The sequence below is a fragment of the Paenibacillus sp. FSL H8-0260 genome, from assembly GCF_045040625.1.
GTDB lineage: Bacteria > Bacillota > Bacilli > Paenibacillales > Paenibacillaceae > Paenibacillus_AQ > Paenibacillus_AQ odorifer.
In genome coordinates this window covers 6,360,627-6,383,908 of record NZ_CP150298.1, presented here as the reverse complement: position 1 = coordinate 6,383,908, position 23,282 = coordinate 6,360,627, and the positions used below count along the sequence as shown (strand labels likewise).

The 23,282-nt window shown below is 43.5% G+C and carries 17 protein-coding genes; 15 read left to right on the top strand and 2 right to left on the bottom strand.

Annotation, left to right across the window (positions count from 1 at the left end):
- Positions 1-9: 9 nt before the first annotated feature.
- The 12 genes from prfB (at position 10) to MHI51_RS28370 (ending at position 14,352) form a co-directional block, all read left to right on the top strand.
- Positions 10-1,123 (top strand): peptide chain release factor 2 gene (prfB, locus tag MHI51_RS28425; protein ID WP_139330096.1). Its coding sequence is split into 2 segments (ribosomal slippage): positions 10-81 and positions 83-1,123, totalling 1,113 coding nucleotides; the frame shifts between segments, so codons are not numbered across the junction.
- 102 nt (positions 1,124-1,225) lie between these two features.
- Positions 1,226-2,110, top strand: a complete 885-nt coding sequence (locus tag MHI51_RS28420) for a YitT family protein (protein ID WP_341004055.1) — start codon at positions 1,226-1,228, stop codon at positions 2,108-2,110.
- 183 nt (positions 2,111-2,293) lie between these two features.
- Positions 2,294-3,343, top strand: a complete 1,050-nt coding sequence (gene argC, locus MHI51_RS28415) for an N-acetyl-gamma-glutamyl-phosphate reductase (RefSeq protein ID WP_341004331.1) — start codon at positions 2,294-2,296, stop codon at positions 3,341-3,343.
- A gap of 20 nt (positions 3,344-3,363) precedes the next feature.
- Positions 3,364-4,596: a bifunctional ornithine acetyltransferase/N-acetylglutamate synthase gene (gene argJ / locus MHI51_RS28410; protein WP_036678517.1), complete on the top strand. Its 1,233-nt coding sequence runs from the start codon at positions 3,364-3,366 to the stop codon at positions 4,594-4,596.
- Positions 4,597-4,637: 41 nt separating this feature from the next.
- Positions 4,638-5,468, top strand: a complete 831-nt coding sequence (argB, locus tag MHI51_RS28405) for an acetylglutamate kinase (protein WP_076220545.1) — start codon at positions 4,638-4,640, stop codon at positions 5,466-5,468.
- A 69-nt stretch (positions 5,469-5,537) separates the two neighbouring features.
- A complete protein-coding gene (locus MHI51_RS28400; protein ID WP_076220546.1) occupies positions 5,538-6,824 on the top strand; it encodes an acetylornithine transaminase in 1,287 nt (428 codons plus the stop codon).
- Entirely contained in the window at positions 6,821-7,789 is a 969-nt protein-coding gene (argF, locus tag MHI51_RS28395; protein WP_076220547.1) for an ornithine carbamoyltransferase, read from the top strand. Before MHI51_RS28400 ends, argF begins: the two co-directional genes overlap by 4 nt.
- Before the next feature lie 292 nt (positions 7,790-8,081).
- Complete coding sequence (locus MHI51_RS28390) at positions 8,082-9,317, top strand: argininosuccinate synthase (protein WP_076305768.1); 1,236 nt, start codon at positions 8,082-8,084, stop codon at positions 9,315-9,317.
- A 94-nt stretch (positions 9,318-9,411) separates the two neighbouring features.
- Positions 9,412-10,827, top strand: a complete 1,416-nt coding sequence (argH, locus tag MHI51_RS28385) for an argininosuccinate lyase (protein ID WP_036678523.1) — start codon at positions 9,412-9,414, stop codon at positions 10,825-10,827.
- A 136-nt stretch (positions 10,828-10,963) separates the two neighbouring features.
- On the top strand, positions 10,964-12,163 hold the full coding sequence (locus MHI51_RS28380; RefSeq protein WP_076220519.1) for a phosphoenolpyruvate hydrolase family protein: 1,200 nt from the start codon (positions 10,964-10,966) through the stop codon (positions 12,161-12,163).
- A 100-nt stretch (positions 12,164-12,263) separates the two neighbouring features.
- Positions 12,264-13,472: a Tm-1-like ATP-binding domain-containing protein gene (locus MHI51_RS28375; protein ID WP_405173418.1), complete on the top strand. Its 1,209-nt coding sequence runs from the start codon at positions 12,264-12,266 to the stop codon at positions 13,470-13,472.
- 43 nt (positions 13,473-13,515) lie between these two features.
- On the top strand, positions 13,516-14,352 hold the full coding sequence (locus tag MHI51_RS28370) for a phosphoenolpyruvate hydrolase family protein (RefSeq protein WP_038573568.1): 837 nt from the start codon (positions 13,516-13,518) through the stop codon (positions 14,350-14,352).
- 113 nt (positions 14,353-14,465) lie between these two features.
- Here the strand turns inward: MHI51_RS28370 and MHI51_RS28365 are convergent, their stop codons facing one another.
- Positions 14,466-15,254: an alpha/beta hydrolase family protein gene (locus tag MHI51_RS28365; RefSeq protein ID WP_076123851.1), complete on the bottom strand. Its 789-nt coding sequence runs from the start codon at positions 15,252-15,254 to the stop codon at positions 14,466-14,468.
- Between the two features lie 188 nt (positions 15,255-15,442).
- On the opposite strand from MHI51_RS28365, the gene MHI51_RS28360 reads away from it, so the two are divergent.
- The 3 genes from MHI51_RS28360 to MHI51_RS28350 are packed head-to-tail and all read left to right on the top strand — an operon-like array spanning position 15,443 to position 18,261.
- The gene (locus tag MHI51_RS28360) at positions 15,443-15,970 is read left to right on the top strand and encodes a prepilin-type N-terminal cleavage/methylation domain-containing protein (RefSeq protein ID WP_405173417.1); all 528 of its coding nucleotides are present in this window, start codon (positions 15,443-15,445) and stop codon (positions 15,968-15,970) included.
- A complete protein-coding gene (locus MHI51_RS28355) occupies positions 15,954-16,475 on the top strand; it encodes a type II secretion system protein J (RefSeq protein WP_076220211.1) in 522 nt (173 codons plus the stop codon). Before MHI51_RS28360 ends, MHI51_RS28355 begins: the two co-directional genes overlap by 17 nt.
- Positions 16,476-16,488: 13 nt before the next feature.
- Positions 16,489-18,261 (top strand): hypothetical protein, encoded by a 1,773-nt coding sequence (locus tag MHI51_RS28350; protein WP_405173416.1) that lies wholly within the window; start codon positions 16,489-16,491, stop codon positions 18,259-18,261.
- Positions 18,262-18,337: 76 nt separating this feature from the next.
- Here the strand turns inward: MHI51_RS28350 and MHI51_RS28345 are convergent, their stop codons facing one another.
- On the bottom strand, positions 18,338-22,969 hold the full coding sequence (locus MHI51_RS28345; RefSeq protein ID WP_405173415.1) for a DUF5057 domain-containing protein: 4,632 nt from the start codon (positions 22,967-22,969) through the stop codon (positions 18,338-18,340).
- Between the last annotated feature and the right edge of the window lie 313 nt (positions 22,970-23,282).

Genomic DNA, 23,282 nt, shown 5'->3' with positions numbered 1-23,282 from the left:
AGTGACCATATGATTGAAGCTAATGTAAAGCAGGATCTGCGTGAAATAGGCAAGAAACTAACTGACCTTAGGGGGTCTCTTTGACTTAGATCTTAAGCAAGAGATGATCTCGAACTTTGAAGAAAAAATGGCTGCTCCAGGTTTCTGGGATAATCCAGAGCAGGCACAGAGTGTGATCGGCGAGATGAATGCCGTGAAATCGTCCGTGGATCAATACGAGAAGCTGCAACAAGAATACGACGATGCTGCGATGATGGCGGAGCTTGCGGATGAAGAGGGCGATGAAGGTCTTGCGGCAGAGATTGGGGAGACGATCAGCAGTTTAGGCAGCAAAGTGGATGAATTCGAGCTGCAATTGCTACTTAACCAGCCGTATGACAAGCTGAATGCTATTCTTGAGCTCCATCCGGGTGCGGGCGGTACGGAATCCCAAGACTGGGGCCAGATGCTGCTGCGGATGTATACCCGTTGGGCTGAAAAACGTGGATTCAAGGTTGAGGTGCTGGACTACTTACCGGGTGATGAAGCGGGAATCAAGAGTGTCACATTACTTATTAAAGGCTTCAACGCCTACGGATATCTGAAAGCTGAAAAAGGTGTACATCGGCTAGTACGGATTTCTCCGTTTGACTCTTCGGGCAGACGGCATACCTCTTTTGTATCCTGTGATGTCGTTCCGGAAATTGCCGATGATGTAGAAGTTGAAATTCGTACTGAGGATTTGAAGATCGATACGTATCGGGCGAGCGGCGCGGGTGGACAGCATATTAATACCACAGACTCTGCGGTGCGGATTACCCACTTACCTACGGGTGTGGTGGTAACCTGTCAGAACGAACGTTCACAGATCAAAAACCGCGAGCAAGCAATGAAGATGCTGCGTTCCAAGTTGTATGAGCGTAAACTGCAAGAACAGCAACAGCATTTGGATGAGATTCGCGGCGAGCAATCCGATATTGCTTGGGGCAGTCAGATCCGTTCCTATGTATTCCATCCGTATAATATGGTTAAGGATCACCGTACTTCCGTGGAAACGGGGAATGTGGGTTCTGTGATGGACGGAGATATTGATGTATTCATTGATGGTTACTTGCGTAGCCAGATCAAGATTGAGGCAGAATAAAAGAGAGAGTTTCGGGGGAAACGGATACCATTCATGGATTAGGATGGGATGGCCGTTTCTTCTTTCGTAGAGCAAGATGACACTTTAAGGAGAGCCTTTGAAATGCAAAAAGTCAATTCACGTAATAAACCCCCACTGATTCCTCTGAATGGGCCACTCCGACATGTGGTGGATACGATGTTAATTTTGCTCGGATCGCTAGTTACAGCGCTGGGGTTTAATCTTTTTTTTCTGCCTAGTCATATTGCTTCTGGTGGTGTATCCGGTCTGTCGGTATTGGCTGAAGCTTGGTTTGGAGCTGAACCGGCATTTACGCAATGGGCGCTTAATATTCCGTTGTTTATACTCGGGGTAATCTTCTTGGGTAAACAATACGGAGTTCGCTCGCTCCTTGGGAGCTTTGTGTTGCCGCTCTTTATCTTGTTAACAAAAGATTTGCCTGCACCTACCACCAATCCACTCTTAGCCTCCATTTATGGCGGTATCTGTGTGGGGGTGGGGTTAGGTCTTGTGTTCCGCGGACGGGGCTCGACAGGTGGACTTACTATTTTGGCGCAGATTATTCAAAAGATATCCGGTCTCAGCTTCTCGATTTCTGTAGTACTGCTGGACGGGACGGTCATTGTGCTGGCTGCTTTTATACTCGGTATGGAACAAGCACTGTATGCACTGATCGGTCTGTTTGTTACAGGTAAGGCCATTAATGCGATAGAGGTAGGCTTCCGTTATACAAAGGTGGCTTACATAATCTCGGACAAGACGGAAGAAATATCTGAGGCGATTTTGAATGATCTGGATCGGGGTCTGACGAAGCTGGATGCACATGGCGGTTATACTGGTGATGAGCGTACGGTGCTAATGGTTGTAGTAGGTCAGAATGAGGTTTCCAGATTAAAAGCGATTGTTCAATCGGTAGATACTAGTGCTTTTGTGATTATAACTGAGGCGCATGAGGTGCTGGGTGAAGGCTTTAAAAGAGAAGTGTAATTTCTCCGAAAGGAGAAGCTACGCTTCTCTTTTTTTGTAAATAGAATTATATTTAAGAATAAAGAAAGTTAACACTATGTGTTGTATTTATATTAATTGAGTCGTATAATAATACATATTTCTAAGACGGTATGCATTATATTATTTATTATAATTCATGATAAGCAGGAAGTGGGGATGACAGTGGAAAGCAAGCTGAGAGCGGCGATTGTTGGATCAACGGGTTATGGGGGCGTAGAGCTGATTCGGCTGCTACAAAGTCATCCTAAGGTAGAGATTACTTCGGTAATTTCCTCATCAAGTGCAGGGGATGCTATAGAGGAAGGTTTTCCGCATTTGACGGGCATCATTGATCGAAGGCTGGATGGCGTTGACCCGGCTCAGATGGCTGAGCGGGCGGATGTGGTATTTACGGCAACGCCGTCGGGTGTGAGCGCAAAGCTGGTGCCGCAGCTGCTGGAAGCTGGACTTAAGGTCGTGGATCTGTCCGGTGATTTCCGATTGAAGGATGGTGCAGAGTATGAGCACTGGTATAAACATCCCGCTCCGGCTGATGAATATCTAGAGCAGGCTGTATACGGACTTTGTGAGGTGTTTGGAGAGCGTGCGGCTGGGGTTGATTTTATATCTAATCCAGGCTGTTACCCTACAGCTACACTTCTTGGAATAATTCCTGCAATTCAGGCAGGTTGGATTAAGCACGACAGTATTATTATTGATGCGAAATCAGGAGTTACTGGAGCAGGACGCGGAACAAGCCTGATGGTACATTATGCAGAGATTAATGAGAACTTTAAAGCTTATAAAATCAATAAGCATCAACATATACCAGAAATTGAGCAGACACTCACAGAGGTTGCTGGAGAAAAGGTAACGGTAACGTTCACCACACATCTCGTGCCGATGAGCCGGGGAATTATGAGTACGATGTATGCAGGGATGACGGACAATTATACGGAGCAGGATTTTGTGAATTTATACCGTGAATATTATGCGGGCCGGCCATATGTGCGGGTGCGTGATGTAGGTGTGATTCCGGCGACAAAAGAAGTTAGCGGCTCTAACTATTGTGATATCGGATTTGCAACAGATGCTCGTACAGGGCGGGTGACCATAGTTTCCGTTATTGATAACGTTGTAAAAGGTGCGGCAGGGCAGGCAATACAGAACCTTAATTTAATGATGGGATGGGAGGAAACCCTTGGCCTCGGCTACACACCTGTGTATCCATAAGGATCAGCGGTACAAATAATATGAGCGAGATTGAGTTATTTACCACCTTGGAGGGTGGAAGCATCACTTCACCTAAGGGTTTTAAGTCCGGAGGATTGCATTGTGGATTGAAAAAAACAGATCGCAACGATCTCGGAGTGATTCTGTGTGAAGTTCCGGCAACGGCTGCGGCCGTGTATACGACGAATGTTTTTCAAGCGGCTCCGCTTAAAGTGACTCGGGAAAGCCTTTCGAACGGAGTATTGCAGGCGGTTATCGTGAACAGCGGGAATGCCAATGCCTGCACAGGTGAACAAGGCGAAGCAGATGCTTATGAGATGCGCGCTGCTGCGGCTCAGCATTTAGGTGTGGCCGTTAATGATGTGGCTGTTGCTTCGACTGGAGTTATCGGTGAACTGTTGAAGATGGACTGCGTACGTAGCGGAATTACTGCAATACCAGAGAAGCTGGATGGAGGAGCTATTGGCGCGGAGGAATTCTGCCAAGCTATACTTACCACTGATTTAGTTAAAAAAGAGATCGCCGTGAAGGTGCTCGTTGGCGGTGTAGAAGTTACAATTGCCGGAGCTGCAAAGGGCTCAGGGATGATCCATCCTAACATGGCTACCATGCTTGGCTTTATGACTACGGATGCTGATATTGCAGCGGAGGATTTACTTAGTCTTTTGCGTTCAGCTACGAATGTTACTTTTAATATGATTACAGTCGATGGAGATACTAGCACCAATGATATGTTAGTGTCGATGGCGAGTGGGCTTGCCGGTAATGAGAAGCTGACACGGCTGCATCCGGATTGGGACGCTTTTGCTGCTGGATTCACTTATGTGTGCCAGACGCTTGCCAAAGCGATTGCTCGAGATGGCGAAGGTGCAACTCACCTGATTGAGGTTCAAGTGAATGGGGCTGTTCATGATGAGGCGGCGGCAGCGATTGCTAAGACAGTGGTTGGTTCTAGTCTAGTGAAATCTGCTATTTTTGGAGCGGATGCGAACTGGGGGCGGATTATTGCTGCGGTTGGACGCGCGGGTGTTCCGGTATCGCCGGAGCATGTGAACATTTCGTTAGGGGATATTGAGGTGCTTTTGCACTCGAAGCCAGTTGCTTTTGACGAGGAAAAGGCTTTGGCCTATTTGCAAAAAAGTGAAACTGTGCTGATCACTGTAGATCTGCATGATGGAAGCGGAAAAGCAACGGCTTGGGGCTGTGACCTAACTTACGATTATGTGCGTATTAACGCCGCATATCGCACTTAATTTATGGCGTGTTAAGCCCATAAGGGAAGGATACCGATCATATGACGCTAAATAGCGAGCTTGAACTTATAGATGCTTTAGATGGTAGTGGATTGTTTGTAATGAAATGCGGCGGCAGTACGCTTGCCGCTCTACCTGATTCTTTTTTTGAGGATTTGCGAGATTTGCAGGAGGAGGGCATTCAGCCAGTAATTGTTCATGGTGGAGGGCCAGCCATTTCCGAGAATCTAGCGAAACTGGGCATTGAAAGCAGCTTTGTGAATGGCCTGCGAGTAACCACCGAGGAAGTACTAGATGTTGTAGAGATGACGCTGGCAGGGAGTATAAACAAGGCGATTGTCCGGAGAATTCAAGGGAGTGGCGGTCTGGCTCTGGGGCTTTCGGGCATCGATGGCAATATGATTATTGCTAAACCAGTGGCGAACAGTGCCGAAGTAGGTTTGGTAGGAGAAGTAATGGAAGTTAAGGCTGAGATCATAACTGGGATTGTTGGGATGGGTTATATTCCTGTCATTGCACCTATCGGAGTAGATGCGGCAGGCCAGCGCTACAATATTAATGCAGATACGGCAGCAGGGGCAGTTGCTTCCTACGTGGAGTCTCCCAAAATGATCGTCGTCACAGATGTGCCAGGCATCATGAGTACAGTGGAAGGTGAAAAGATTGTGCTTCCCTCCGTTACTGTACAGGAAATCGAAGCCTTGATCGAAAGTGGGGAAATCTACGGTGGCATGATCCCCAAAGTGCGGGCAGCTATCGATTGCATTCAGGGCAGCGTATCAGAGGTTATCATTGTGGATGGAAAAGAACCGCGGGTGCTTAGTCGAGTACTGCAAGGTGAAGCGATAGGTACACGTATTATTCGTTCGTAGAATCATAGATGAATACAAATTAGAGGCGCAGCCTGTTCACAGGAGCAGCCGATGGGAGAGTGACTTAGAATGAGCAAGCTTACACAAGCAGAGTTGGATTCGCAAGCAGGGGCACAGCAGACTGATACAGTAGGATCAGGTACACCGGATGTTGCAACAAGCAAGCTGAGTGCAGTGTTCCCTTCTTACGCCAGATATGATCTCAGCTTAGTTAAAGGCAAGGGTACCTGGGTATGGGATGATAAAGGCAATAAGTATCTCGATTTCACCAGTGGATTGGCTGTGACCAGTCTAGGTCATGCTCCTGAAAAAGTCGGCGCTAAGCTGAAGGAACAGATTGATACGCTCTGGCATGTCTCGAATCTGTTTCATATTCCGGGACAAGACAAAGTTGCCAACCTTCTGACAGAGAATAGCTGCGCTGATCAAGTGTTTTTCTGCAATAGCGGGGCAGAAGCGAATGAGGCTGCTATTAAGCTGGCCCGTCGTTACCATCAGAAGATTAAAGGTGTCGACCGTTATGAGGTTATCACATTCGAACAATCCTTCCATGGACGTACACTGGCAACACTAACAGCTACAGGCCAGCAAAAGGTGAAAGAAGGCTTCCTGCCGCTTCCAGCAGGTTTCAAGACTGTACCCTTGCATGATCTCCCAGCGTTAGAAGCTGCTATCGGGGATCATACAGCTGCTATCATGCTGGAGATGGTGCTTGCAGAGGGTGGCGTGCTTGAGGTAGAACCTGAGTTCTTGAACGCTGTAGTGGCCTTGTGTAAGAAACACGGATTGCTTCTGATTGTAGATGAAGTACAGACAGGCATGGGACGTACAGGCAAGCTGTTCGCTCATCAGCATTATGGAATTGAACCGGATATTTTCACCTTGGCTAAGGGGATTGCTAGCGGGTTCCCGGCAGGTTTAATGCTTGGCAAAGGGTATTTGCGTGAAGCCTTCTCAGCGGGCAGCCATGCGTCCACCTTCGGGGGAACACCGCTAGCAACAGCTGTTATGGCAGCGACGATTGAGACGATGCTGGAAGATGAGCTTCCACAGCGCGCCGAAGATATGGGTAAGTATCTGACCGGTCTTTTGAAAGAGAAGCTGGCGGACTGTTCTTTTGTGAAGGATATCCGTGGTAAAGGACTGTTGATCGGGATTGAATGTCAAACTCCAGTGGGCGATATTGTGCTGGCTGGACAAAAGAAAGGCCTGTTGTTCGTGACAGCCGGTCCTAATGTCCTTCGTCTGCTGCCTAATCTATATGTAAGCAAAGAGGAGATCGACCAAGCGGTGGACATCCTATGCGAACTCATTCATACTTATGCTAAACAAGCAAACGGGGAGGTAAGCTCATGAGTCAGGGCATACAGAGTAACAAACACACCATTGCGCAGCAACTGAAAGGCCGTGATTTACTGGAGCTGAACGACTACAGCCCGGAAGAAATTACGTATCTGATTGATTCGGCGATTGAGCTGAAGAAGAAGCAGAAAAATGGCGAAGAATTTCAGCCGCTGAAGGGAAAGACGATTGGACTTATTTTTGAAAAATCCTCTACACGTACACGTGTGTCGTTTGAAGTTGGAATGTATCAGCTGGGAGGGCATGCCCTTTTCTTGAGCAAAAATGATATCCAGCTTGGACGCGGAGAAACTGTTGGAGATACCGCGCAAGTAATGTCGCGTTATCTCGATGGAATTATGATCCGTACCTTCGGCCATGACAAGGTTGAAGATCTCGCTCGTTATGCTTCTATTCCCGTAATCAACGGTCTTAGTGACCTGGCACATCCTTGCCAAGTGCTGGCCGATTATCAAACGATTTATGAGCACAAAGGAAAGCTCAAGGGCCTGAAGCTGGCTTACATCGGCGATGGCAACAATATGGCGCATTCCTTAATGATTGGCGGAGCTAAGCTGGGCGTGGACGTATCTATCGCCGGACCGGAAGGTTATGAGCCAGATGCAGCGGTTGTCGCAGAAGCTCGTGAGATCGCTAAAGAAACCGGAGCGAAGATTGTGGTCACTCGCAGCCCGCAAGAAGCTGTACAAGACGCTGACGTCATCTATACAGACGTATGGGCGAGTATGGGCTTCGAGGAGGAGCAAAAGGCACGTGAAGCGGCATTCAAGGACTATCAGGTTAATGAGGGGCTTGTAAAAGGCGCTAAGAGCGATTATCTCTTCCTGCACTGCCTGCCAGCCCACCGTGAGGAAGAAGTCAGCACAGGCGTGATTGACGGCCCTAACTCGGTGATCTTTGATCAGGCTGAGAACCGCCTGCATGCGCAAAAAGCTTTAATGGCTGCGTTGATGAGTTAAGGAATTTAAAAAATATAAAATATAAATCACTATATAAATTGAATTAATGTTGGGCGAAGTTAGACTTTGGACGATGGAGTAATGGAGCGGAATTTTTGGAACTGTAGGAGCGTAGCGTTCGCCTTTATCATCAGATTTTATCCGCACAATGCGGTTTGAAATAAAAGAAATCTGATGATAACAGCGACCGGAAGTCCAAATATTCAGTGTAATTGCGATTTATCGTCAGAGTGCTGGCAAAGGCACGTTTATTTTAATTTATATAGCCCACACGAAAGGAAGTTGCCACACCATGGCTAAAGAAAAAATTGTACTCGCCTATTCCGGCGGATTGGATACATCTGTTATTTTAAAATGGCTTAAAGAAACTTATGACGCGGAGATCATTGCCTTCACTGCTGATATCGGCCAAAAGGAAGAGCTCGACGGTTTGGAGGAAAAAGCACTCGCTACTGGCGCATCGAAAGTATACATTGACGACCTGCGCGATGAGTTCGCTAGCGATTTCATCTATCCAATGTTCCAATCTGGTGCCCTTTATGAAGGCCAATACTTGCTCGGAACTAGTATTGCTCGTCCATTGATCGCCAAGCGCATGGTAGATATCGCCATCGCTGAGGGCGCAACGGCTATCGCGCACGGCGCGACAGGCAAAGGGAACGACCAAGTCCGTTTCGAGCTTGGCGTAGCTGCATTGGCTCCGAACATCAAGGTGATTGCACCTTGGCGTCTGGAAGAGTTCCGCAATCAATTCCCAGGTCGTGCGGAAATGATCGCTTATGCGGAAGCTAATGATATTCCGGTACAAGCCTCTGCGGCGAAGCCGTATTCGATGGACCGTAACCTGCTGCACATCAGCTATGAGAGCGGCGTACTGGAAGATCCTTGGTTCGATCCAAGTGCACCAGAGAACAAAGGAATGTTCCTGCTGAGCAACGCTCCTGAGGATGCTCCGGATGAAGCGGAATATTTGGAGCTCGAATTCGTTAAGGGAGACTGCGTAGCCCTGAATGGTGAATCCTTAAACCCACTTCAAGTGATGGAGAAACTCAATGAGCTAGGTGGTAAACACGGTATCGGGCGTGTGGATATGGTTGAGAACCGTTTTGTCGGCATGAAGAGCCGCGGCGTGTATGAGACTCCAGGTGGAACAATCCTGTTCGTCGCTCATCGCAAAATGGAATCCATCACGATGGACCGTGAAGTGATGAACCTGCGTGACAGCCTGATCACTCGTTACAGCACTTTGGTGTATAACGGTTTCTGGTTCGCTCCAGAGCGTATCGCACTGCAAGCTCTGGTAACACAGAGCCAACAAAATGTAACGGGTACTGTTCGTCTTAAACTGTACAAAGGCAACATCATCGGCGCTGGAGTGAAGAGCCCAGTCAGCCTGTACAATCCAGAGATTGCAACGATGGAAGCTGATCCTACACAAGCTTATGATCAAGGGGATGCAACTGGTTTTATTCACTTGAACGCATTGCGCCTTAAAGTTTCTACAGGTGTAAATGGAGCTTCTAAATAGTACGATAACATAAACTTAAACGGGCAACCCCGAAGGCCGTTCCTCCCGTCAGGATAGGAGCGGCCCTCTGGCGTCCAAGAGGAGGAAACAACAGGTGAGCAAGCTTTGGGGCGGACGGTTTACTAAAGGAACGAACAAGCTGGTTGAGGAATATACGGCTTCCATTGGCTTTGATAAGGCTTTGGCCAAAGAGGATGTGCAAGGCAGTCTGGCACATGTCACGATGCTGGGCAAATGCGGAATCCTTCCACAAGAAGACGTGGAAACAATCAAACAAGGTCTGAACAAAGTGCTGGACAAGGTTAATGCTGGAGAGGTTGTTTTCTCAGTATCGGATGAAGACATCCATATGAATATTGAAAAACATCTGATCGAAGAAATCGGTCCAGTTGGTGGTAAGCTGCACACAGGACGTAGCCGTAACGATCAAGTGGCGACGGACATGCACCTTTACTTACGTGGCCGTGTAGTTGAGCTAGTTAGTTTGCTGCATGAGCTGCAGGAAGCTTTGATCGAACAAGCAAAAGACAATGTGGAGACCATCATCCCTGGTTATACGCATTTGCAACGGGCACAGCCGATCCTGTTTGCTCATCACTTGCTGGCCTACGTATCGATGTTCCGCCGCGATGCAGAACGCCTGACGGACAGCTACAAACGGATCAACGTGCTGCCACTCGGAGCAGGAGCGCTTGCTGGAACGACCTTCCCGATTGACCGTCATTTTGTAGCGGAACAACTGGGTTTTGACAGTGTGTATGAGAACAGTCTGGATGCTGTCAGCGATCGCGATTTCATCGTGGAGTTCTTGGCGAATGCTTCCCTTATCATGACACATCTATCCAGACTCAGTGAGGAACTGGTGCTGTGGAGCAGCACAGAGTTTAGCTTTGTAGAACTGGATGATGCTTTCTGTACAGGCAGCAGCATTATGCCGCAGAAGAAGAACCCTGACGTACCAGAACTGGTACGGGGCAAAACAGGCCGCGTTTACGGCAACCTGATTGGCTTGCTGACGGTGCTGAAATCATTGCCACTGGCGTACAACAAGGATATGCAGGAAGACAAAGAAGGCATGTTCGATACGGTTACTACGCTGACTGGTGCACTGCAATTGTTCGCGCCGATGATCTCCACTATGAAAGTGAACAAAGGTCGTATGCGTGAAGCTGTGAACACGGATTTCTCGAATGCAACGGATATCGCCGACTTCTTGGTAGGCAAGGGGCTTCCTTTCCGCCAAGCGCATGAGGTAATCGGGAAAACGGTACTCTACTGCATCAACGAAGGCAAATTCTTGTTGGATTTGACGCTGGAAGAGTTCAAGCAATTCTCACCGCTTTTCGACGAGAATATCTATGCTGTTCTTCAACCGGAAGCTGTAGTTAACGCTCGTAACGTTTATGGCGGCACAGCCACCGTTCAGGTGAAGGCTGCAATTGAACGGGCAGAGCTGGCATTGCACGAAGCTAATGAATGGGTTGTACAACACGGAGACGCTATATTGTAAACCGTATCAATATCAAATCTCGCCTCAGACCTTTATAGGTGGCAGGCGGGATTTTTTTATTATCTAAACGAACTATGACTGGATTAGCAGTGTTCTTTACGGTTATCCTTAGGTTAGGATAGGAGGGTTCGTAGGTATGAACAGAGAGCAAATCCTAGACGAGCTTAGATCGGAATTAAAAGTAGGCAATCATATTATTGGAGTAGCCACCGGTGCTGGTATAACGGCAAAGTATGCGAAGCAAGGTGGAGCTGATTTCATTCTGATGTTAAACTCGGGTAAATTTCGCCAGATGGGGAGGAGCTCTCTCGCTGGTATTTTACCATTTTGTAATAGCAATGATATGGTGATGGACTTTGCATCTAGAGAGATCATACCGTTGGTCAGAGATATCCCTATTATTTTTGGCCTCAATGCAACTGATCCGACCAAAGATATGGAATCCTATATAAGTGAAATAAAGAATAGAGGCTTTGCCGGCATTAATAATTACCCCACGGTGGGTTTAATAGATGGTCAATTTGGAGAAGCGCTCGAAGAAGAGGGGAATGGTTATCTACTTGAAGTAGAAGCCATAAGAATAGCCCATGAGAAGGATTTGTTTACCATTGCTTTTGTATTTGACGAAATCCAGGCAGCACAGATGATTGAGGCTGGAGCGGACATTATTTGTGTACATCTAGGTCTAACAGAAGGCGGGTTATTAGGCGCTAAAAAAGTATTCTCTCTGGAAGCTGCCAAGGTTAAAGCGGACAAGATATTTAATACATGCAATGAGCTAAAGCCAGATTTAATTAAGCTGGTTTACGGTGGTCCGGTGAAAACGCCAATTGATGTGCAATATATGTACAGCAATAATCAAAACTTGATGGGATATATCGGAGGCTCTGCTTTTGAAAGAATTCCCTCGGAGAAGTCCATTACGAATATAACCAAAGCTTTTAAAGTGTCGGGGACGCTGGATGAAGATGATTTTATGGTCAAAATGTTAGACGGCATCACAAAGCACTATGATTATGTTGAATTTGTAAAAGAATACGTAGCTCAAAATTATAGGAATGAGATCTTGTTTGCAGATTTAGCTAAGGTGGCACATGTATCCCGAAGTTACTTGAGTAGTTTGTTCACCAAAAAAGTAGGCTGCAGCTTCCAAACGTATCTCGTGCAATTTCGGATGGATAAGGCGGCGGAAATATTACATAGAGACCCTATCCAGTTATCTGAGCTAGCGCCATTAGTTGGATACCAGGATTATGCGCAGTTTAGCAAAATGTTCAAGAAGTATAAAGGGTTCTCTCCAAAACAATATAAATCTAACATAAACACAAAAACATAAGACATAAAAGCGTTTTCATCGATAAATCAAAGAAGTATGATTAACTCATAAGTTGATCATGCTTTTTTTGTTGTAGATATTTGAAGAGGAGGTTGAAGAAATGAAGACGATTGCTATTGCCGGAACTTTTGACACCAAGGGTGAAGAATATCTCTACATTAAAAATTTACTGGAAAGCTTGGAGTTAGGTACGTTTACGATTCATACGGGTGTGTTTGAGCCCACTTTTACACCGGATATCTCTAATAGAGAAGTAGCAGCAGCCGCGGGTGTAAGTATAGATGAGCTCGTTGCCAAAAAAGATAGAGCACTAGCAACAGAATTATTAGCCAAAGGTATGGAAAAATTAGTACCTGAATTATATAAGCAAGGCAAATTTGATGGAATTATCTCCTTTGGGGGCACTGGAGGCACTTCACTTGTAACCCCGGGTATGAGGGCATTACCTATTGGTGTACCTAAAGTGATGGTTTCGACCGTAGCTTCAGGGAATACTGCTCCATATGTAGGCACTAGTGATATTGTCATGATGCCATCCGTAGTGGATGTTGCTGGACTAAACTCTATTTCAACAAAGATTTTTACCAATGCAGCTTTCGCCATCGCCGGTATGCTTAAATTTGAGAATAAACAAGTGATAGAGAAAAAACCATTAATAGCTACAACGATGTTTGGGGTAACAACCCCCTGTGTGACGGCAGCCCGTAACTATCTTGAAGCTAGAGGATATGAAGTGCTTGTATTCCATGCAACAGGTGTAGGCGGCCAGTCCATGGAAGCGCTAATCGAGGCTGGTTTTATTGAAGGTGTATTGGATCTGACCACAACAGAATGGGCGGACGAAATTATTGGTGGTGTGCTGAATGCTGGACCTCATCGGTTAGAAGCTGCTGGTAAACATCATATTCCACAGGTTGTATCGGTAGGCGCGCTTGATATGTGCAACTTTGGCCCTTATGATACGGTACCAGCGAAATTTGCTGGGCATAAGTTTTATAAACACAATCCAACAGTTACTCTGATGAGAACAACGGTAGAAGAAAATGAAGCCATCGGCAAAAAGCTTGTCGAGAAATTAAATATGGCCAAAGAGAATACGGTGTTAATGCTGCCGCTTAAAGGGATATCCGGCATTGATGTTGCAGGGGAAGCTTTTTATGGGGTAGAGGAAGATCAAATGTTATTTGATACCTTAAGAAATGGTGTAAACAGAAATGTTGTCGAGGTTATCGAAATGGATTGTGCCATTAATGATATGGAGTTTGCAGAAGCAGCAGCGCAGAAGCTAATAGATCTCATGAGCAAATAAGGCTTTTATAAGATAAATAAATATTTAAATGGAGGCGCTACACATGAACAAAAATACAAGAACTGAAATCATGGCGAAGTTTAGAGAAGAAGTGGCAAATGGAAAGATTCTTTTAGGCGTGGGAGCCGGCACAGGGATTACTGCAAAAAGCAGTGAAGCTGGCGGAGCAGATATGCTGATTGTTTATAATTCAGGAAGATACAGAATGGCAGGCCGTGGATCACTGGCAGGGTTATTATCTTATGGGGATGCCAACCAAATTGTAGTCGAAATGGGCTCGGAAGTATTGCCTGTTGTTAAAAACACCCCTGTATTGGCAGGCGTATGCGGAACGGACCCTTTTAGAGTAATGGAAGTTTATTTAAAACAACTTAAGGAACAAGGTTTTAGCGGCGTGCAAAACTTCCCAACCGTAGGTTTGATCGATGGCGTGTTCAGACAGAATCTAGAAGAGACCGGCATGGGATATGGTTTAGAAGTAGATATGATTAGAGCTGCGCATGAATTGGATATGCTCACCACTCCTTATGTATTTGATCCTGAGCAAGCAAAAGCCATGGCAGAAGCAGGCGCAGATATTTTGGTGGCACACATGGGCTTGACTACCAAAGGTACAATTGGAGCTAAGACCGCTCTGACATTGGATGATTGTGTAGAAAGAATCGAAGCGATTATTAAAGCAGGGAAAGCAGTAAATCCAGATATTATGGTGATTTGTCACGGCGGACCGATTGCAGAGCCGGAAGATGCGGCGTACGTAATTGAACGGACAGAAGGCATAGACGGATTCTTTGGTGCATCGAGTATTGAAAGATTTGCTGCTGAAAAAGGAATCACAGAACAGACTGGATTATTTAAAAATATCACCAAACAAGCATAATTGCCTTCGGCGTCCTTATAATTAAAAAGAACCCTCCGAAGAGGGCAATCTGAGTAGAACAGATATTAAGATGCAGCTTATGGCTGCATCTTTTTGTTGTCTATTAAGTACAGCTAGTTACTTTTTAAAGGTAGCCATGCCAGCACATCGCGGATTTTGGCATCCCAGTATCCCCATTCATGTGTCCCCGGACCTTCTTCATAGGTTAAAGAAAGTGAGGTTGCCTGGCAGGCATCGCGGAATCTCAAGTTATCGGTATATAGGAAATCTTCTGTGCCACAGCATTGATACAACGCTGGCTTTGGTCCCGTGGAGCGGTTCACTTCCTCAAGCAGCCAAAGAAGGTCTTCCGGCGTTCCGGCGGTATCTTCTTTTCCGAAGATCATTTCGTATTCTTTACTTTTAGTGGTAGCACCTTCCCCGTTCAAGAAATTATGCGCCATATCAAGTGCTCCAGACAAACTCGCTGCCGCTGCAAAAGACTCGGGTTTACGCAGTCCCAGCTTAATTGCTCCATAACCACCCATCGACAACCCGGCTACAAAGTTCTCCTCGCGTTTATCGGAAAGCGGGAAAAATGAGCGCGCCAGCATCGGCAACTCCTCACTAATGAAGGTCCAATAACGGCCTCCCATCGCCATATCTGTGTAGAAACTGCGGTGCACATTCGGCATTACCACAGCTATCCCCATCTCCGCTACATACCGTTCTATGGAAGTCCGGCGCAGCCAGATCGAATCATCGTCAGACAAGCCATGCAGTAAATACAAAGTAGGGTGAAGATCACCTCTTGTTACATTACTCATCCCGATTTGTGTAGTTGTTTTTTGCGGCAAAATTACAGTCATTGAGGTATTCAAACCTAGTACTTCAGAATAAAATTTGCACTCTATTAAAGCCATTTCATTCATCTCCTCTCTTTCCAAATCATAGCATAGACCTAAAGTGAGAGATATTGTAGAAATATCTGAATTATAAGGGTTTTGAGGATTGCTGTAGCTGGATATGAGAGAATATAATGGAAGTAGAAAATTTAGGAAAAACGTGCAAATACGAAAAGTATTTTCATAGGCGAGAGGCGGAAAGTAGGATGAAACCGGGCCTAAAGCAGGAAAAAGGATTTACATTAATCGAAGTGCTGGCAGCTATAGTTATTTTATCGATAGTTTCACTGGTGCTTACGTCTTATTTTACTAACGCCATGAGTTACTCTAAATCGAACCAGAACAAAACGATTATGGTCAATCTGGCGCGGAACGCGCTGTTTTATGTGGAGAAGCAGGATTTTAAGGCGATGAAGGAATTTTTTACGCAAGAGAAAGATGTGATAGAGGCTGAAAAATGCACCATAGTTAATTGCAGCTATAGTAATCTATTCTCAAACATGACAGCTTTGGCAAATGTTCTGAATCCAACAGTTAATGATATCCGTTATAAGATCAATATTATCTATCAACCGGAATTAGTCGATCATCCGTCCACTACTCCGATTGATAAATCAGCTGTAAATGATTATTTAATACCCGTTAAAGTTGAGGTAAGACGAGTAGAAAATAATGAACAGCCTGCTTATAACGTAATGTTGGAGGGATACATAACTGATGAAAAAATTCGCTAAACGACTTAGGTCGGAACAAGGTTTTACTTTGGTGGAATTAATTGCGGCACTGACTGTATTTGCTATGATAGTCGGTCTAATCTCTGGAGTTACTATGTATGGATTTCGCAGCTATCATAAAATCTCAGTTCAGAACGCTTTACGGGACGAAGCGGATCTGATCATGTCCTCTATTATTACTGAACTCTATACATATAGTCCTGAACGGCTACAAAATATATCTGGAGGAATTGAACTAATAAAAGACGGGAGTTCTCCGCGTGTGATTCGGGTATCAGGAAATGAAATTGTTATAAATGGTAAGGAAAGTGGAGCAGAATCTGGTTCTCCTATCGCGGTACAATCGAATATGGCAGGTTCTATCATAACTGCTTCCACATCAGATGGTAGATCATGTAATGTAGCCTCGCTATGTAATTCTGGTCTGATCCAGATTAAGTTGGTATTAAAGTATAAGGGAAATGAAACGGATAGGATGGAATTGGAAAGCCAATTTGGATTTTAGGAGGAAAACAGAGATGTTGAGGCGGGCAAGCCTTCGATCGGAACGAGGTTCGGCTTTGGTACTTGTGATGTTTATCGTCCTGTTGCTCACTATTTTAGGAGTTACGGTGCTTAGTGCTACGATTGGAGGAGCTAGGCGTACCGAAACTCGTGAGAATGATGTACAAAGCCTTCATTTAGCACAGAAATCGATTGATGAGGCGATTGCCTATATTACAGCAGATTTAAACCAGAAAATACAAGTTAGTAGTAATACTACTCAGGCACAGTTTGATCAAGAAATAGAGACATTTTTAAGGAACCTCAATTCTAATAAAGGAGCTTTTGTTACCGATACAAGCTTACAGGGAGCTAGCAATGAAATCACGGGAATAACTCTCGATGGCAGTTCTACAAGTAGTAAGCATGTAGTTACGATTAAGGCCAATGCAACAGTAAACGGCGTGTTAAGGACGTTGCAACAAAAGGTTGTGATTACGACATTCCCAGATTTTTTGAATTATTCATTAGGTTCTGAGGGAACGATCTATTTGAATGGTGCTCCTTATATTCAGGGGAATATTTATGCTGGAAATCAATTAAAAGTTAGCCAAGTGGCTAAGTATAGACATAACGCAGATTTGGAAAAACGCAGTCTATTTCCGTTAGTCGATGGAGAAGCTCTTATTCAATCAATGAACGATCTGCTTTATTCCAGAACGGGTAATATTTTTGAAAAGGTGCCGACAATTGATGATGCTGACTATTCTTCACTAGATAATAGGGTGAAGACGATCGTTGAAAAAGCAAAGATCAAAAAGAAAACGACGTTTGTCCAAGTGAATGTGGAGGATTCCTTCCTAGATAAAGTTGCTGAAGCTTCAGGGTCGGCTGGAAATAAGAAGGTATTCAGCGATAGATATTATGGAGTGGCTGTATCAAATAGTAGTGAAGAACCCACTGCTAGAGGAACAAGATTAATTAACACGCTTCAGCAACCCGGAGGCATTTCCACCTTATGGATGCCTATGTTAGAAGATTTTGAGGACATTGCAACTGGTGATACAGATGAAGAGAAGGAGCAGGAGAAACATAGACTTTTCGAAGAAGCGAAGCTATCACTGAAGCAAAACCTTGAGAGATTGGAGAGAAGCACGATCTTTATAGGGAATCTAAAGTTGGATGGAGTAATGTTAAATCAGATAAGGGATACTTCTAAGCTTAATCTAAGCACAGGGGCTCATTGGCTTATTGTAAACGGTGATTTAACAATAGATAGTTATTCAACGGCCATTGTCCAAAGCAACATTCTGGTGACAGGGAATTTATATATCAGAGGAAAAGCTGAATTTGATTCTACTATGTTTGTGCTTGGAAAAACTGATATTGTGGATGCCACGATATCAGGAATACCAACTCCAGGTAGCGGAAGTAAAGAACTTGTATTGATCTCAAAGGGAGCTATACTTATTAATCGGGTTGAAGAGTTTAAAAATGAGGCTACAAGATTAAGAGCCTTTTTTTATACGGATAGTACGGCAGAGTTGTACGGTGTGGGCTCTATATTTTCACTGGATGGTGGCTTTTTTGCTAAAGGAGATTTGATAATCAACGCGGTTGTTGGCAAAGTCAAGAAGGAGACAGGATCCGCAAACTTTAATTTTGATATCCAGACGGAGGTTGAGTCTCCTCGTTTTATTGTTAATTATAATGAACAAGTATTCGAAGATCAAAATGTGGGACTTCCACGTGTGAATCAAATAAACATTAATGTAGGTCCCATTGAATTGTTGATCTCTGGAAATTAAAGGATAATATGAATTATAAAAGCAGCCGATCAACTTCTGATCGGCTGCTTTTACATAATATAGATTTTGATGTGATCTAGTAGCGATTTTCTATAGTATCTTGTGTTCCAATAACCGTTATCGTATAAAACGCTTCAATTGTCTTCTTACTTTGGGTAAAATAATAAGCTCTAATAACAGCTTCTCCTTTACTGAGCCCACGATAGACTCCATTCTGTTCTTGCAGAACAACTGGCTTAGAAGCATCCTCACTTGATTTATTACTTACTATCTCCCATTGTAGTTTGTGTAAAATGCTATCAGGTAGATTTCCATAAGGAGTTATCCATAAGCAGGGTAGCAAATTAAGGGATTCTCCGACTGTGATTTTTCCTGATTCCGGGTGGAATAATAGTCCAGGATCAAGAGGCACACTTATTGTATGAATATTACTGATAGTACCAGCGGCTTTGGCCTGGATCTGGATATTTTCATGTGAACTTAAGCCCTTTAATATAACGTTCTTCGTGGAAGTTGTTATAGTTGAGACAGGAGTAGGATTATCCGCTGCGACAAATCCAGCATATTCAAGATCATTCTGGTTAACCAAACTCCATTCATACTGCTCTTTACTTGCGCTGTCAGGATCAGTAATTACCTCTAAATTAATTGTTTCTTCCTGGAAAACACTCTTAGATCCTTTGATTGTTAAGGACTTAAGTCCAACAGTTATTGTTTTGAAGGTATTAACGCCACCTGTATTCAAATCAGTAGTTACAGTAAGTTTTACAGTATATACCCCTGATTTTGTTGCTGTAAGATGAGCCTGGTCGTTATCACTATTAAGAGCTACATCATTAGTTGGTAATCCATTTGCATCCACGACGCTCCATGAAAATTGGGTTCCCGTTTCTTTTGTTAAGTAAGTAGCGTTGAAATCTATTTTCTCATTTACAAGAGCACTGTTAGGTCCAACAATATTTAATTGTGGATCGAGAACAGTAACAGTAGCCTTACTAATAAGATTACTTCCATCGTTAGCAGCTACTGTAATTTCAGCAGAGCCAACCTTTTTACCAGACACGACGCCTAATGGACTAACACTAACAATATTATCGTTGCTTGATGTCCAGATCAGTTGATTGAATTTCTCCAAGGGCTTAATAATCAGAGAAAGCATTTGGCTATCTCCTAATAAAAGTTGTGCTCCACTTAACTCTAAAGTAGTTATTCTGTCGATGGCAGTAATCGTCATCTCAGAAAATTTAATGATCGTACGCACTAGTGGATTAGAAGACGGCGACGGTGTCGGCGTTGGTGTTGATGTTGGTGTCAGCGACGGTGTTGGTGTTGGTACAGGAACTGGTCCCCTGTAGGGTAGGATATCAATTAAGGATGAATCATTACTAAAGGAAGATGCAATGATATTTCCATGTACTTGGCCATTGCTGAAACTCAAAGCTGCTTTGGGAGCTAGAATTGAGCCTTTAATATTTACTCCTGAAATTTTGAGTATCGTTGCATTAGGGAAGTTGTAAATTACATTGTCGCCGCTTGTTCCATTTGGTAAGCCAAAGGCTTTATTAAAGTTAACCGTCTTTCCAAAGATCGTGTAAATCATCATGGAATTATCAGGAACAGTAAGTTTAGGCCAGCCTAAAGGAAAAATATTTCTTTCGTCATCTATAGGAGTATCTTCTACTTGATTACCAACCGTGAAGTGGAATACATTAACTTCTTCAGTTCCAGTTAAGTATAAGTTGCTATCCTTTAAGCTGTATTTACCATTTGCTTGGACTAATGCTAACTGATTTGATAAATTTTCATAATATTCACGGGCAGCATTAAAATTTATAAGCTCACCCTTGCTGTATGTTCCTTCGGAAATGGTACCACTATTTACTCTAGTGAAATTCCCCTGGTGAAGAATGTTTCCAAAGATTTTACCATTAGAGAAATTTAAATCTCCACCAGTAACAAGAGCATAGGGGACCTTATTGCGGTTGGTCTCATTAATGCTTACGCTGCCAGTTGTTACATCACCTCCAGCAGCTAAATTACCTTTCAAAGAAGCAGTCACTGTGGCTTTTCCAAATATAAAAGCATTATAATCACCAGCAATTCCAAGCCCGGAGCCAGTTGCAGAAACCGATGGGTTAAAATTAGAAGTAGCGCTAGGTGATGGACTAGCCGTAACAACTGCTGTCGCCGTTGGAGTAGGAGATGCAGAAGGAACAGCATGAATATCTACGAAGTCAACTAAGGCATTATTGAATATATATCTTGCTGCTACATTTGCTGATACATTAATAGTGAATTTGATGGGTTCATTAGAATCGGGTTGGAACGTCTTCATCCCATTCACGTTCTTCAATGTATAAGTAATGTTATTAAGCGGCTTCTCTAATGTTAGTCCTGTTTCTACACTACCAGAAGGATTAGTCATCCCATCAGGTAAACCTGATGCTTCAAGTTTAATGTTCGCTGGTAGAGTATCACGGAAAATAATATTAGAAATTACTTGATGATCGTAGGCTTGATCGATAGTACTTACTTGATCAAAAGGAATAGGCTTGGCTTGAATGATATAAGTGATAGTAAAAGGTTCGTTTTTTGCTACTTCGCCGCTAGTGCTAACATTGGTTGACAATTCCCGTGATAATTCAAGATTCGATCTTGCCTCCGAAATGGTAATATCAATATTTTTGGGAGCTGCATAAGCGCCTTGCTTATCACGCGCTGTAATTTCTATTGTGAGTTCACCACCGCTCGGCAGAGGGTTTGGAAATACCTGATGAATAGTTTCTCCTGAAAGAATTGCCTTCTCTGCCATCCCTGTATTAGGTAGATAAGTATCCCCGGACTTAAAACGAATAGTTGTAAATAAATCACGATCTTTTAAATCAGGATCTTCGACAATATAATCTATTAATAGTTCATTCTGGTAAGAAGGCTTTATTTCACCTTGCTGAGGTGTTGATACAGTGACCTCTGGCGCATGATTTGCACCAATATACGCGCGATACATTGTATTGACGAAGAGCTTTTGCTCCCATTCCGGAAATTTAATGCTGGATGTTCCGAATACATGACCGGTACCTGAGTAAGTGACATTTCCTTTTGAGTATGTGTAATAGTGGTTCCAGCTATCATCGATATCGCGCGAACTCCCGGTTATGTTATACCATGGGATGACCGAAGCATCCTCCAAATCCAAAGTGTAGTATTGATTATGTGTAGTTGCTACTTGTGGTGGAATAATATTTGTCTGCTCATTATTTGCATTGATAGTACTTAAGTAGAAAGGGTACTGGGTCAGCAAACCATCATTGATTGGTTTGACTGTAGTTGAGGGACTAGGAGCGTTTAAACCTAAATTTGTTTCCGGGTCGATCTGACCCGTGATTTTTTTGAAATTTTTAACCCAATTACTTTTATTTTGATATACCGTATCATGTGTGAACATAACGCTTTGTTTAGTAACCTCGGTAAAATCAATAACAGCCTGGGTTGCAAGGTCACTTAACGGGGCTTTGTCATTATAAACATCGCGAAATCCAAAAATGAGCATATCATATACGCCGTTTAATCCATATTTATTATCTTTGGCATACTGAGCCGTAATATCGGTGTTGAATTCGGAAATGGTCTTGGTTGTAATTTTTAACTCGTAGCTGCTATTACTTAGGAAGCTTTGCGTCATATTTTCAGGATTGCGTAAACTACTGCTTCTTTCATTAGCAGCGATAGTAGGCAACACCTGAAGAATATTAACGATTGTTTTCTTGCCAAGGAATTGAATCGTACCGCTATCAAAGTCTTTTAATTTGTTCGGATTTAAGTTATCTACGATTTCTAGCTTCCAATATAGAAGCCCGGAGTATGTATTAGGAAGCTTGTATACAATTTCACCATTAGGATCTTGATTTAAAGTCTGTACAGCTACGACGTCATTTTCAGTCATTTTAATCGACTTATCTACACTGACATACAATTTAGCTAGAATGGGACGATCGTTGAGATTATTTACATTTGAAACGTTGAATTTAAAACTAAGATTATTTCCGGGTTTATAAACATGTTCCTGGTTCTGGCTGTAATCAATAATGTTAGCTTTATTAGTAATTTGAATACGAGGACGTTGCTTTAAAAGATCCTTCTGAGCAGAAGGCTCTTTCTTCAAATTTTCGATCCATGTATTTAACTCATTGTTATCGACGAACTTAACATTTGATTTTGGTGTTAATGTCCGGTAGGTATTGAAGGTGTTGTACAATATTCCTCGCTGGTTAGTTGTTTGCGTATCAAACGGCTCTTTGTTGAGTAATACGTAAAGTCCTTTATTAATAAAATAGTCGGTAATTTCTTTGGCTTTCAGGGCAGTTATGTCATTCATAACTGCTTTGGTATTATGATCTTTTCCGGAGACCCCACTTGTACTGTAAGTCCCCTTCCCGATATATACCGCATCATATCTCCCGTCCAGATCATCCCGCAGCGCCACAAAGCGCTTCATACTCATCGTGTCAACAGTAAGGTTAGATATTCCCGTTTTTAGAGACGCAAGCTCACTAACCCCACTCTCTGTAACCTCCAGCATACGAATTTGGTATTCATTAGAACTGGCATCGACATTCATAAAGTGATTTTTGATTGGCAGAACAAGCAGAAGGAGAAGCAGGGTAGTTACTGTAAAAATAAAAACTTTTTTGTTGCTGGCAAGTTTCATTGTCATCTCTCCCTGATTGTTAACTATTGGCAGATATGGTCGTATTCCGTCTCGTATATGCTAGATTCCGACAGCCTTTTTCATTCCGTGTCGTTGTAAAATTATCCAATCTATGTTATATACATTCTAGGACATTCAGCATTGATAGACAACATAAATCTATTGAAATATACCTATTAAATTATAACTAAAGTCCTAGTTAGATTGAAAAATACTCAAAATTGACAAAATTATGGAAGGTCTATTTATGGTAATTATATCTTTCGTTTTTGAGCGAATTTTGCTGGCAGTTTGATTTCTATTTCTATAAAAA